The sequence below is a fragment of the Leptospira bouyouniensis genome (assembly GCF_004769525.1).
Classification (GTDB): Bacteria; Spirochaetota; Leptospiria; order Leptospirales; family Leptospiraceae; genus Leptospira_A; species Leptospira_A bouyouniensis.
Genome location: NZ_RQFT01000003.1, coordinates 678,933 through 692,345, shown reverse-complemented (window position 1 = coordinate 692,345; position 13,413 = coordinate 678,933). Strand labels below are relative to the sequence as shown.

The window sequence follows — 13,413 nt, the reverse complement described above, 5'->3', positions numbered from 1 at the left end:
GGAAATCAAATGGAATATACTGCCAAAGCAACAATCGAATCTGCAAACGAAGATTACTTATATTTGGATACCACCAGTTCTACAGTAAGTGGTAGCAACGGACCCGCTACTTTTTCATATACAGAAATATTTACACCGATCAACTCAGGAACATACCAAACGGATCAAAGAACCTTTGATGTCTTGACCTATCATGAAGAATGTGTTGTTCTTTCTTCCTATTTTGTGAAAGATGGACCTAAAGGATTTAGCGACAATTATATCTCAGGAAAAGTAATTGTCCCATAGCTAAACGGAGTCGCTTTCTATTACATAATACATATCGAATCGATTGGAAAGAAATTCTGTCTATATTAGAACCATAAGTATGACTCGAACCAATTCCATTTCTAACCCACTTTCAATCAAATCAAACATTTGAAATTGATTTTACCCGCGAGATAAGAATCTTTTAAATTACGAAAAAACCCGAAATAAAGTTCTATTATGCAAAGAAAATATTTTGTAATATGGATTTGAGTTTAATTCGTCCTACTTAAAACAATTCGGTAAGTTCTTTGCACGTATTGAAAAATGTATCACCAATATCGAAATTGTATTTTGGATTTGGTATTGATTCTCAGAAAAACTAAAACTGCGCTCCCTTTCGGTTTAAATAAATTCTTGGACCGAATTATCGAAAGAGTGATTTAATAAATCAATTTTTCCGAACTCAATTCTTTCCACTTCTTTGCTTATTTATTTTCTCTTTTTCCTTCCTTCCAAAAAATGATCAAAATCAATCACCAGAACAAGAAACCTTCGAAAAAGGATTCTAAAAAATTTTATATTCATATTGATGAGACAATTAAATGATATTCTATATGTAGCAACAGATTGATGAATCGTAAAAGACGGATTACATCATAAGCCTATCACTCATCTCAACGATTCTCTAAAATAAATTATACCGAACCATTGTTATGTGCTTATCACCAATGATAATCATTTATTGGCTTTGAATCAGAACATCAATGTAGCAATTTCCGACCTATCCATTTACAAAAAGAACCATTCATTCCTATAATGTGTCTTCAGGTCCTGTATGATTAACCCTCAAATGAAATGATAAAGCGTGTATACTTGTACAAAAATCCAGCTTTGTAGGGTTTTATCGTTTTATCTGATCACCTAAATAGAATAACCAAAGGAATTTGAACGGAATCTTGAGGAATGGTTATTATACTCCTGTTTTGCGCTAAAGACCTTAAGTGAAACGAAAAACGATCCCAGAAAAATTGAAAAAATCTACGGCCAATATCCTATTTTTCTCTAGCAAGGAAAACAAACTAGAGAGTTGTTTACCATTAGGAAATGTAAATTTGTTTGGGAAAAAGATCCAAACTCTTTTCATTCGAAATTCAATTGAAAAAGGTATTACTTCATGTTTGATCTCTCTTTTTTAGAACCAGAAAGGAAAACCTTAAAAACTAAACGATCAGGTGACACCATATTGGAAACCGCCATCGCCAATAATTTCCCCCTTTATCATTTATGTGGAGGAAATGCTCGATGTACGACTTGTCGCGTTTTTGTTTCTGATGGATTATCCTCGCTCAGTGAAAGAAATGAAAGGGAAAAAACAATTGCAGAACGAAAAGGATGGCCTAACGAGATTCGTTTGTCATGCCAAACAGAAATTTTTGGAAATGTAGAAGTCCAAAGAATCATCCGAGACGAAGAAGATTTAAAAAATATAACTTCCGAAAGAAAAAATTCAAAAACGGGAGAAGAGTGTTATGCGGCGATCCTATTTTTAGATATTAAAGGATTTACCTCTTTTACAGAATCAAGTCTTGCTTATGACGTAGTCTTTGTTCTCAATCGATTTTTCCAAGAGATGAGTGAACCCATCCTCAACAACGGTGGATTTATCGATAAATTCATTGGAGATGGAATTCTTGCGTATTTCTTTTTAGATAAAACAAAATTACAATCTTCACAACCTACGTTAGAAGATGCAAAAAAACAAATGTTTCAACAAGCTTTACGAGCTTGTTTTCGTATCTTTGATCAACTTCAAAAATTCAATGCCTATGTCAAAGAAAGGTTCCACCATGAATTTGAAATTCGATTGGGATTACATGCGGGACAGGTGATTTACGGTGACATAGGCCACTCCGATTACAAATCTCAAACGGTACTCGGGGATACAGTCAATGTTGCCTCTAGATTGGAAGCTCTAAATAAAAAAACGGGAACAAGATTTTTGATCTCTGACGAGATTTACCAATACATTTCTGACAAAATTCAAATCGACAAAAAAATTCTTACCAAACTGAGAGGAAAAACGGAAAAGATGGCCGTTTACTCTGTATTAGGTTTTAAATCAAAAGATCATATATTAGAATTACAAAGATCCTTAGAATTAGCATTACATTTAAATCCAAATTTAGCTCGGGATTTTTACATCCACTTTCTCGAAACAAAACCGGAGTTCCAAAAATTTTTCCAAAATACGGATATGGAAACCCAAGCCAAAAAGTTACTTGCGATGTTTGGGAGAACCATTGAGAGATTGGGTAATTTAAGCCAAATCCAGATCGAACTTAAAAATTTAGGAAAAATGCATGAAGAAATGGGAATTCAAGCTACAGATTTAGCAGAAATTGCACCAAGCCTGCTTTTTGCTTTAGAAAAAAGTTTAGGAGAGCAATGGAACGCAGAGCTAAAGTCGATTTGGGAAGAGGCACTTGGATCGTTAGTACGATTGATGGGAATGAAATAGAAGGAATGACATCATCTTCCGCAACAACCATAGAACATATAACTTTCATTTTTGGAAATTCATTAGAAGAGAATCCATACTTTGCAAGTGAATTCATGAAAAAAAACTTTTAGACCTTTTGAAAGTTTTTGTACGCAGGTGAAAGATTTCTATTTGTAATTCCCACCAATTTGATTCTATGAATTTCGTTTTACACCTATCCTCTGAATCGTGTTACAAAATGAGTAATTTGGAAATTACGAAATCATTTTGTAGAAAAGGAAACAATTTTTTTCTTTACGTCTTTTATTGAAGAATGATTTTTTTCGTATGAAATTCATTTCTTACCTGATCGTTGTTTGTATATTTTTGGGCTTACACTGCCAAACGGAAAGCTTGGAGAAACGTTTGCTTTTATTGGAAAACAGGGTAAAAAAACTAAATGATGATGCGAGTCTATTTACCTTAAAGGAATTACAAAAAGAAAATGTAATCGTCTATGGAATGCCATACAATTTAGTTTCAAAAGAATTTTCAAAAGATGGTCAGGTGCAGATGATCAAACAAACTTATTTTGGAGAGGAATTAAAAAATCGTGAATTTTATTTTGAGAATAACGTTCCTTTCTATGTCCGTTATTCTACAGAATATTTCAATCGCGAAGTAACTTCAAACCCAAATACATATGAGAAATCAGATGAAGTGGCTGACATCTTTTTTTTTGAAAACGGGAAGCTGATTGCAATGCGATTGGGAAAAAACCAACAATTAACAACGGATGAACAACTGTTAAATGAAAAAGAAAAGTTTCTAATCCAAGAGAGTAAATTAGCCAAACATTGACTTTTTTTTAACTTTCCGTTGCGACTAAAAAAGCAGCATCCATTTAAAATATTTTTTGTCATCCTTTGTAATCAGAAACCATGTGCATAATTAGTTCATAAAATATTACATTGTGTTGTTATAACAAATTATATTTAAATACTATTTACCTAATTTGGTATCATTCCTTATAATAGTAAGTATTTCGAATTTAGAAAATAAATTGACAAACGATTAAAGAATTTCTATAAATGGGTTCGATGAAGAACCTAACAATAAAATACCTTGTTGCCACTTTGATTTTGATTCTGGAATCTTGTTCCATCATCAATTCTTATAAAAAAGGTAGGAATGTAAATGTCCCTGATGGGAAACCCCGAAATGAATATGCAGTGATTTATTTAGGCCAATGGGTAAAAATTTCTTCAATCGATGGGGCATTCCAGCAAAAATTTTCCGATCTGAACCATGTCATTTACCAAGTTCTACCAGGAGAATATACTTTTCATTTAGATTATACCAAACCTCGAGTTACAGAAAATTTATCACCTTTTGATCGGATCGGTTCCTTAAAAATCAAAGTGAAACCAAATTCTTCTATTGCCATTTGTGCCAAAGACCTTGCTTCTAAATGGGAACCTTATGCCGTATTAGATTTACCACCTAATATTGAAGAAACGGCAAAAATTCATCCTTGTGACGAGATCCGTTAGATGGACCCCATTTTTCCTTTTACACATTGTCTTTTTATATTAAGAATACATCACTTACATACAGCCGCTTTTAATTGTTCTTTCGGCAGACGACAAGGAGTTTTCCCTTTCGTCTAACCAACAATGTTCCCAGAAAAACCTGTTTGGATCTGGAAAGGAAATCCTGAATTTGTCCTCTTACAACTCGTAGGCCTTATCCTATTTTTTTATTATGCCTTTCGAATCAGTGCCTACTTCACCCACCGTTATGAACTCATCCAAATGCATAGGAAACGTCTCGACCGCTTGGCGTTCAAAGCGGGTTGCAACCAAATAGAACGTTCCCTCCTACAAACCTTTTACAACCAACTGGACAGACGCCACCGAGTCCTACTGGCCCACAACCATGCGAAAGAATATTTACGAGCCCACCTCTTACAATTTGTTTCCCATTTGGACAAGGAGGAAGAAAGAACCTTTCTTTCCCTTGTTGCGAAGTTTTTAGGAACCGCAAGAGTCAAATCACCAATCTTTGGTATCCGAGAGTTTGTCCTCGTGCATTGGGGAAGGGAATCCTACCTGGCACAAGTCGTCGATCCGGGTGTCGGTGAGGTTAGAATCAGGTTCAGTCCAACAAAGCGAAACGGCGGACCTCCCAGCCAAACGAAAGTCACAGTGTTTCGGGAACCAAAGGGATTTTTGTCCATTCAAGGCAGCGTGGAAATGGAGTCCCCTTCCACATTTTATTTCCACCCCCATGAGAAACGAGAGCCCTCCGAATGAAAAATGGGCCAAATCCGATTCTCGCTTGAAATATTCTTTCCACGAAAATTAATGTGACATAAGTCCATGAAGTGGAATCGTATCAATCAAAATGACGAATTGTTTTCCCTACTTTTCGTATTCCTGTTTTCCTTTACTTCCCTAATTTGGAACGGCAACTTCATGGTAAGAGGGATTGCCAGCTTTCAGGGTGTAGGCGACTTTTTTTCTGGGTCTTTTGATTCCTTTGGATCCCTCATCAAAAGTAGTTATAACAAACTTGAATCCTTCGAACGTGTGAGAGAAGAACGTGACTCTTGTTTGAACGTGATGGAAGAATACCGCCAGCTCTCAAAAGATGTAGAACGCCTCAAATCAGAAAACGCAATCCTCCGCCAAGAGTTAAATTTCCCACTCCGCATCGAATATCCATCGGTTCGAGCAGAAGTTTTAAGTGTTCGTTTGAATGCAATTTACAGAACTATCATCATCAACAAAGGATCTGAATCGGGAATCAAACCATATATGCCTGTCGTAGCACGGGCGTTAGATGAAAAAGGCAAATTCACAGAGGCACTTGTTGGCAAAATCATTGCTGTCTCGAAAGGATCAGCTGTCATACAACCAATCATCAATTCTAACTTTTCTATGGGAGTCTCCATCCCTGGCACAAATTTATGGGCTTCTCTCAACGGAAACAGTGGTCGCGGAACAGACGTTTTGTTAGATTACATTGATTCCGGAATCGTAATCGATCCTAAAGCCATCGGAAATTTTCCAATGGGACCAAATCCACCACCCACTTCAGCGAACACAATGTTCACAGAAGGATTTAGTAAAATTGGAAAAGCGGTGTATAGTTCTGGTGGATCGGGAGTTTTCCCTCCAGGGATACCCGTTGGAACCATAATCGAAGAAGGACCAAGGAATGGTTCTTTTAAAACTGCCATATTACGCCCGTTTGTTGAGTTTGATAATTTATTACATGTAATTGTCTTAAAAAAACTTCCAGAGAAATGGCGTGAAGAGTGGCCTGCAGAAAAAACAATCCAAATCGAAGGCCCTTATTTTGGAGAAATTGATTTCCCTAAAGAAAAAGATTATAATAAAAAAGAGAAAAAACAAGGAAACCAAGGGTTTGGTGGACCAAGTCCGTTTGGAACTCCAAACACAGGACGAACCACTCCCAACTCAAATCCTAGTTCTCCATCAGAGCCTTCTCCTGCTCCTTCCCCATCTCCTCAGACCATTGATGGTCCAAGAGAGGTAAACCCATGATTTTAGATAAGTTATTCATCATCATAGGTCTGTTACTTGCTCATTTTCTAAATGGTTCTAATGTGTTTGAACTCGGAAATGCTGTAAGACCAGATTTTATGGTGATTTTTGTTGTGTTTTTTGCACTCCGTAAAGGACCAATGTATGGACTATGGTTAGGTTTTTTCGGAGGCCTTCTCACAGACACCGCTCTCGGTGGTGAAATTGGTGGAGACAATCTTGTGTACTACAAAATTGGACTACATTCATTTTCCTATGCGATTGTTGGTTATATCGTTGGGAAAGGGCTTCGAAGTTCATATACAGAAAATTATATCTCCATAACAATCTACATTTTGGGACTCACGTTTGTTTCAAGGCTCATCACATACTTGTTGTTTCTGATGTTCTTTCATTCAAACCATAGTTATTCGTTTTTGTATGTTTCTCTTTATAATGCTTTCCTAGGTCCAGCTTTGTTCTTTTTGTTTTCATGGGCATATCGATTGGATGGAGATGAGGTGCGGCAATGAGCCAGTCGGCATCTGAATTTCGTTTAGAAGCAAGTTTCCGTAAACGTTTGTATTTTTTTACAGGAATGATTGTCTTTACGTTAACTGCTTATATATTACAATTATTCAACTTACAAATTGTACAAGGGAGTGAAAACTCTCTCAAAGCCGAACGATTTGTTCGTCGCAGTGAATCCATTCCTGCTGATCGTGGTAATATTTTTGATCGTAACTTTTTAACACCAGAAACAAGCCAACCTCTTGTGTCCAACTCCGCTTCCCTGGATGTGATCCTCAATACAAGTTTACTAAAAAACGATGCCAAAAAAGTAAAAGAATTCATTTATAAATTCTGCGAAGCTCTTTCGATTCCTATCGTTTATTACGAAAAAGAATTACAAGAATCTCGCCTCATCAAAAAAATTCGATCGAGAGAACCTTTTGTTTTACTCGAAGGGATCTCAAGGGAACAACAAGAACGAATTTTAGTATTAGATAATATCAATCGTTATGTCTATCTTGTGTCCTCACCTGCCCGAGTATACCATATGGGACCTGCACTCTCGCATGTGACAGGTTATGTGGGAAAACCAACAACAAGTGACTTACAAGAAAAAGAAATCAAAACCTACCAATTAATTGGAAAAGGTGGAATCGAATCTTTGTATGACACAACACTCAGAGGACTCGATGGGTTTCGTATCCAAAAACGAAACACAGAAGGCAATATTGAAGAAGAACGAGTCATTGAACATTCTGTACCTGGTAATAATTTAATCCTTACCATTGACAGAGATATGCAAATTGCCGCTTACAAGGCACTAAAGGGTGTTAGGGGAACGGTCCTTGCCATCAAAGCAACAACTGGAGAAGTGTTGGCAATGGCATCAAACCCAGCCTATGATCCCAATATTTTGTCAGGAAAAAACAAACTCGAAAGATCAAATCACTTCACCAGAGTCACAAACAATGGTGGATTTTTGAACTTAGCAATCCAATCTAGGTTCCCACCTGCTTCTACTTTCAAAACTCTGGTGGGTCTTGCCGCCATGGAAAGTGAACACAAAATCAATTATGATCCCAAACAAACTTTCTCTTGCCCTGCAAGTTTCACTTTAAAATCAACCTTTAAAGGTGTACCGGACCAAGTATTTTATAACTGGGATAAAAAAAATCACGGTGAATTAAACTTAGCGCAAGCCTTAGAAAAATCCAATTCGGTTTACTTTTACCAATTGGGTTATAAACTGGGAGCAGAACCAATTCTCGCCTACTCAAGATTATTCGGTTTAGATAAAAAAACTGGAATCGATTTGCCGGGAGAAACCACTGGATTTATCCCAAGCTCCGATTGGAAAAAAAGAACCTACGGCAACAAATGGTTTGATGGGGATACTGTAAACTTATCAATCGGGCAAGGATTTATCTCTGTTACACCTATTGAGATGGCTTTGTTTTATATGGCAGTTGTCAACAATGGAAAAATTTACAAACCGTACATTGTGTCCGAAATTAGAAGCCCACTTGATAACTCCCTCATCCAAAAAACGGAACCAACAATCTTACGTGATATCCCACTCAAAAAATCCACAGTGGAAGCCTTAAAAGAAGGATTATATTTAGTTGGTTATTCAGGAACTGCATCTGGAGTTTTGAATTCTCCAACCTTACCTGAAATTGCAGGAAAAACAGGAACGGCTCAAACAAGGCGTAGGGGTGCATCATCTTCCAATCACGCTTGGTTTATTGGGTATGCACCTGTGAATGCGCCTGTCGAAAAACAAATATTAGTTGCTGCCTTCGTAGAATATGGTGTAGGTGGTGCGGCATCAGCGGCGCCTGCAGCAAGAGAAGTGTTTAAGGCAGCATTCCCACCAGGTTCCTTCCCTAGAACGGATAGATCCCGTGCCAAAACCATGGAAGAAGAAGCACCAGTCGAACAAGAGGCATTTTAATGGCTGATCGTAATACAGAAAAACTCGATTATTTTTTAATATTTTCCGTTGTACTTGTGGCAATGGCCGGTGTTCTCACCCTTTATACTCAAGAGGCAAACACGGCAGATGCTTTAGGTCGTTGGTACAAACAATTTTCATTTGTATTTGTTGGTCTCATATCTATGTGGTTTATGTCGAGGATCAATTACCAATTGATTGGTTCGTATGCGCTCTTTATTTATCTATTTTCCATTTTCCTTCTTGTGATCACCCTTATCCCAGGAATTGGATACCTTCCTTCGGGTCGAGGAGCAAGGTCATGGCTAAAACTTGGTCCTATCACCTTACAAGCATCAGAATTTTCCAAACTTGCCACTGTAATTTTACTGGGTCAATACCTCGTAATGAAAGAAAAAGAAATGCACAAAATTACGGTTCTTATCATACCGTTTATCATTTGTTTGGTGCCAATGCTTTTTATCATATTACAACCAGATTTTGGAACCGCAGTTTCCTTTTTACCGATGTTATTCACCATGCTGTATTTAGGTGGTGCCGATATTTTACATGTTGGTTCCCTTCTCACTTTTGGTGGAATTTCACTGATGGTACCAATGTACCTTGCTTACTCACAACTCACTCTCATCCAACCACTCATTGATTTACTTCGCAAAGACAATAAAACAGAACTTGTCTCACTTGTGAACCAACTCCAAGGAAAAATTTGGTTGATCTTGGATGGGAAAAAAGTATCCGGACTCACACTTCCTGGAATAGAGAATCCCAAAAACCTTCAGATGATCCGTGAAGCTGCAGATATTGTCAAAGAGGAATATGCAAGCATAGGTTATAAAATTTTGTCAAATGAAGCCTTTATGTTTGGTCTTGGTGGCACACTAACACTTATTAGTCTTGTCATGATTTTCATTCGTATCGCACGTGGTTCCCGCCATCTTAGAAATTATTATATCACCATAGGAATATTGGGACTTTCTGTTCTTTCCGCTATCGCTGTACACAAATCCATTCCATTCCGTGAAAACCAAGTGATCCGTCTTACAGCTTTTTTAAACCCTGATCAATTCAAACAAGGTGCAGGTTACCAACTCCGAGCCTCCAAACCTGCTGTTGGTTCTGGTAAGGTCTTTGGAAAAGGACTGTTCCATGGAGAGATGACAGAAGGCAGAATCCCACATGTTCCCGAATCGGGTACGGACTTTATCTTTGCATCATGGGCAGAACAAACTGGATTTTTTGGAAGTGTTCTATTATTATTCTTTTTGATGTCTATCCCACTGCGTGGATTACAAATCAGTTTTGAAAGTAAGGATAGGTTTGGATCACTACTTGCTGCAGGGATAGTTGCCATGATTTTTTTCCATATTGCCATCAATGTGGGCATTGTGATTGGACTTCTTCCAGTAACAGGTGTTCCACTCACATTTATGAGTTATGGTGGATCCCATTTAGTGATGGCGATGACAGCCGTTGGTATTATTTTATCGATTAAAAAACGTAAGTTCGCCAACTAACAAAGACCATGAAACCCACCAAAAAAATTCTGGATGCAGATGAGTTTTTCGAAACAAAGATAAAGTTAGAAGAAGAACTCATCCTCCTAGAAAAGTTGGAGCGGGAAGTAAATGAACAAATTGTGAAGTTAATTGGTCTATCAGAAAAACTAATCCAAAGTTCTGAAACAAATGAATCACCTTATTTTTTACAACGTAGTAAACGACTAAATGCTGAAATTGTAAAATTCAAAATCAAAAACGAATACAAACAGAAGGAATTTGATTCCATTTACCATATCTTAAATAAGATCAAATCGGAAGATAAAATTGAATTTTTAGATTCCGCTCTCAAAAATCGAATCACAAAAATTGCAAAGCGATTGGTGGATAAAAAACAAATCGAATCAGATTCCCATCAAAAAAACACTAGTTTATCCTTCACTGAAAGAGTGATGAACGCATCAAAATTGACAAAAACAAATCCGATCAAATCATCACCTGGAAAACTCATTTTTATATGTTATGTGTTAGAAGGTGTAAATTTTTTGTTACCAAAAAAATCCTATCGAATCATTCGTAACATCCCTGCTTTTAAAAAACAGATTAAAATCAAAGAGAAATTAATTCCTATGTTCCCTGGTCCTGGATTTATTCTAATGGAAGAAGGTGAATCCAAAAACAAACATGTGATCCTTATGAAAAATGCTGAGAAAAAGGAATGTGGTTTTTATTTTGATGAATTAAAAGAAGACTGGGCCATTTCGAAACCCTCTCTCGATGCCATCTTAGAACCTGAAAACAGTCACAATTCCATCCTCGGTAAAATCAAACGCAAAGGCAAACTTTACCATATCATCAAACTATAACGATCGTCTTAGTGCACATCACTCTCGATTATCTTCGAATTGAGTTTAATGACGTTTCACTCACTTTCGTTTATCGTCTTGCACAACACTCTAGTTTATTGAAGGACAAACCCGCGCCAGCGATTTCAGCGGAAATCCTTTCCTAGATGAGCGAACAATCTGAATCTAAAATTGGATTTGGAAAGATTGGAGCGAAAAGCGCGGTCAGGATATAAAAAAATATAGATCAAAAATCAAATCGAGGCACCCACCTAACATCAACCACATCACTAATTTAATAACACCAAAACAAGGTCTCTGAGTTCATCGAAGTGACGAACTAAAATTGCAAAATTCGCAAACTAGTTTCTTTGTCTATTGTGAGTTGGACTTTTAAGGCATCGATTCCGTCGAACTTTTGTTCGTCTCGGATTTTTTTTACCATCTCTAATTCGATTTCTTTGCCATACAAATTTCCATCAAAGCCAAAGATGTTCACTTCCACATGCAAACCTAACCCATCAAAGGTGGGATTGAATCCAATGTTTACCATTCCTTTATGGTCTTTTCCATCAAATTTGACAAAACAAGCATATACACCTACAGAAGGTAGGAGTTTATCACCAGGAACTTTTAGATTGGCAGTCGGAAAACCAATAGAGCGACCACGTTTGGCACCTTCTACTACGATTCCTGTGATATGGTAATTCCGTCCAAGTAGGATTTTTGCTTCTTCCATTTCCCCTTTGTCGAGGAATCCCCTGATGAGAGACGAAGATATTTTACTATCTTTTTTCAAGACAGCTTCTCGGAGTTCCACCGCATAACCATACTTAAATTTATTGGATTCAAGAAGAGCAAAATCTCCACGACGTTCTGCACCAAAAAAATGATTGTATCCAATCACAATGTGTTTTGCATGAAGAGCTTTGATCACAATGTTCTCTAAAAAGTCTTCAGCAGACATTTTAGAAAGTTCCAAGGTAAAATCTAATACAAGTAAATAATCAATCCCAAAACCGCGGATGAGATTTTCTTTTTCTTTTTCAGAGGAAAGGTATTTGAAATTTGGTTTTTTACCAAGTACAACAGACGGATTTGGAAAGTAAGTCACAACGACGGAAGGAATTCCAAGTTCTTTTGCTTTCTCAACAGTCCGTAACAAAAGTGTTTGGTGGCCGACATGGATTCCATCAAAATTTCCAAGAGTCAACGAAGAGCCGTTGGGAAATTCATTTTGGATCGATTCTAAAGAGCGAATAATTTTCAAAGGGGGACTTGTCTCGTAATCCGATACTTGTAAAAGGTGTTACCATTGAAACTACGAATCCTACTCCTAACGGCAATCTTTTTATCAAACATAGGTACACTCTTCGCAGATGATTCCTCCATTCCCAAACAGGAATTTGGACTAGAAGAAGGATTACTACCAGAAGACATTTCCACATTCCCAGAACTCAAAACCTGGGCGATTTACCAGTCCTACGAGTTAGAACCAGATTCCCCTCATCTGGGATTACAAGATTCAATCTGTCGGATGGTCCCGGAATCAGGTCTTCGGTTTTTACTCGAAAAACCAAGTAATACGAAATCCACTGTTTATCTCTATTTGGACTTAACCAAATACCGTCCGTTGCGGGGTTCTAAATTCAAACCGCGGAAATTAAAAATCCTTGTGAATGGGAAACCCAAACGTTCCATCCTCACAGAAAAACACCATGGATTTCAAAATCCTGTGGAAATCCCGCTGGAACCTTCTGAATACCCAGATGGAAAGATTTACGTGGAACTTTTACCGAGCCAGAATTCAGTGGGACGTTTCTGGGGGATTTGGGATGCGTTTCTGGTGGAAAATCGTTTGGACGAAAAGGAGTGATTATACCGCGTATTTTTCGCGGTATTCGTCTTCCCCGATGGTTTGGAAATAACTGGTAAGCCCAGCCACTTTGAATACCTTCTCAATCGCAGGTTTCATATTCGCAATTGAGAACTTCCCTTGCAATTCTTGGACATAATTCAGCTGTTTGATGAGCATTCCAATCCCAGAAGAGTCAATGTAGTTGAGTTTTTCTAGATTGATGATGACGTGAAGGTTGGTAGAAGGTTGGTTTGGGATATTGGTTTCAAGGAAGTTTTTAAAATCCAAGGAAGTGTAAATGTCCAAACTTCCAGAAATGCTGATCACAAAGGCGTCTGCATTCTTTTTCAGATTTATTTCCATGGGAGACCTACCGCAAGCGTCCTGTTTTTACGTTTTTTATTCAACCTTATTTTTAACAAATTAATGATTTCATTTCAAAAGTCGAAAATAGATATAGAGTCTAGT

13 protein-coding genes are annotated in these 13,413 nt (G+C 37.4%); 11 read left to right on the top strand and 2 right to left on the bottom strand.

Features of this window, described 5'->3' with window-relative positions:
• Positions 1 to 9 precede the first annotated feature (9 nt).
• The 10 genes from EHQ43_RS19675 (at position 10) to EHQ43_RS04895 (ending at position 11,108) form a co-directional block, all read left to right on the top strand.
• Positions 10 to 288: a hypothetical protein gene (locus EHQ43_RS19675; RefSeq protein WP_244242639.1), complete on the top strand. Its 279-nt coding sequence runs from the start codon at positions 10 to 12 to the stop codon at positions 286 to 288.
• A 1,135-nt stretch (positions 289 to 1,423) separates the two neighbouring features.
• Positions 1,424 to 2,767 carry an adenylate/guanylate cyclase domain-containing protein gene (locus EHQ43_RS04935; RefSeq protein ID WP_135739850.1) on the top strand — a complete coding sequence of 448 codons (1,344 nt, stop codon included), beginning with the start codon at positions 1,424 to 1,426 and terminating at the stop codon, positions 2,765 to 2,767.
• A gap of 309 nt (positions 2,768 to 3,076) precedes the next feature.
• Positions 3,077 to 3,589, top strand: coding sequence for a hypothetical protein (locus tag EHQ43_RS04930; RefSeq protein ID WP_135770268.1), 513 nt, complete (start codon positions 3,077 to 3,079; stop codon positions 3,587 to 3,589).
• A 239-nt stretch (positions 3,590 to 3,828) separates the two neighbouring features.
• Positions 3,829 to 4,281: a hypothetical protein gene (locus tag EHQ43_RS04925; protein ID WP_135739852.1), complete on the top strand. Its 453-nt coding sequence runs from the start codon at positions 3,829 to 3,831 to the stop codon at positions 4,279 to 4,281.
• 123 nt (positions 4,282 to 4,404) lie between these two features.
• A complete protein-coding gene (locus EHQ43_RS04920) occupies positions 4,405 to 5,043 on the top strand; it encodes a hypothetical protein (protein WP_135770267.1) in 639 nt (212 codons plus the stop codon).
• Positions 5,044 to 5,109: 66 nt separating this feature from the next.
• On the top strand, positions 5,110 to 6,300 hold the full coding sequence (gene mreC, locus EHQ43_RS04915; protein WP_135770266.1) for a rod shape-determining protein MreC: 1,191 nt from the start codon (positions 5,110 to 5,112) through the stop codon (positions 6,298 to 6,300).
• On the top strand, positions 6,297 to 6,812 hold the full coding sequence (gene mreD, locus EHQ43_RS04910) for a rod shape-determining protein MreD (protein WP_135739855.1): 516 nt from the start codon (positions 6,297 to 6,299) through the stop codon (positions 6,810 to 6,812). The genes mreC and mreD overlap by 4 nt, the downstream gene beginning before the upstream one ends.
• A complete protein-coding gene (gene mrdA / locus EHQ43_RS04905) occupies positions 6,809 to 8,746 on the top strand; it encodes a penicillin-binding protein 2 (protein ID WP_135739856.1) in 1,938 nt (645 codons plus the stop codon). The genes mreD and mrdA overlap by 4 nt, the downstream gene beginning before the upstream one ends.
• Positions 8,746 to 10,260 (top strand): rod shape-determining protein RodA, encoded by a 1,515-nt coding sequence (gene rodA / locus EHQ43_RS04900; RefSeq protein WP_135753344.1) that lies wholly within the window; start codon positions 8,746 to 8,748, stop codon positions 10,258 to 10,260. The genes mrdA and rodA overlap by 1 nt, the downstream gene beginning before the upstream one ends.
• 8 nt (positions 10,261 to 10,268) lie before the next feature.
• Positions 10,269 to 11,108: a hypothetical protein gene (locus tag EHQ43_RS04895; protein ID WP_135739858.1), complete on the top strand. Its 840-nt coding sequence runs from the start codon at positions 10,269 to 10,271 to the stop codon at positions 11,106 to 11,108.
• A gap of 319 nt (positions 11,109 to 11,427) precedes the next feature.
• Here the strand turns inward: EHQ43_RS04895 and EHQ43_RS04890 are convergent, their stop codons facing one another.
• Positions 11,428 to 12,357, bottom strand: coding sequence for a bifunctional riboflavin kinase/FAD synthetase (locus EHQ43_RS04890; RefSeq protein WP_135770265.1), 930 nt, complete (start codon positions 12,355 to 12,357; stop codon positions 11,428 to 11,430).
• A gap of 36 nt (positions 12,358 to 12,393) precedes the next feature.
• On the opposite strand from EHQ43_RS04890, the gene EHQ43_RS04885 reads away from it, so the two are divergent.
• A complete protein-coding gene (locus EHQ43_RS04885; protein ID WP_244242638.1) occupies positions 12,394 to 12,963 on the top strand; it encodes an LIC10729 family protein in 570 nt (189 codons plus the stop codon).
• Here EHQ43_RS04885 and EHQ43_RS04880 read toward each other — a convergent pair whose 3' ends face one another.
• Entirely contained in the window at positions 12,964 to 13,308 is a 345-nt protein-coding gene (locus tag EHQ43_RS04880; RefSeq protein WP_135739861.1) for an STAS domain-containing protein, read from the bottom strand.
• Positions 13,309 to 13,413 lie beyond the last annotated feature (105 nt).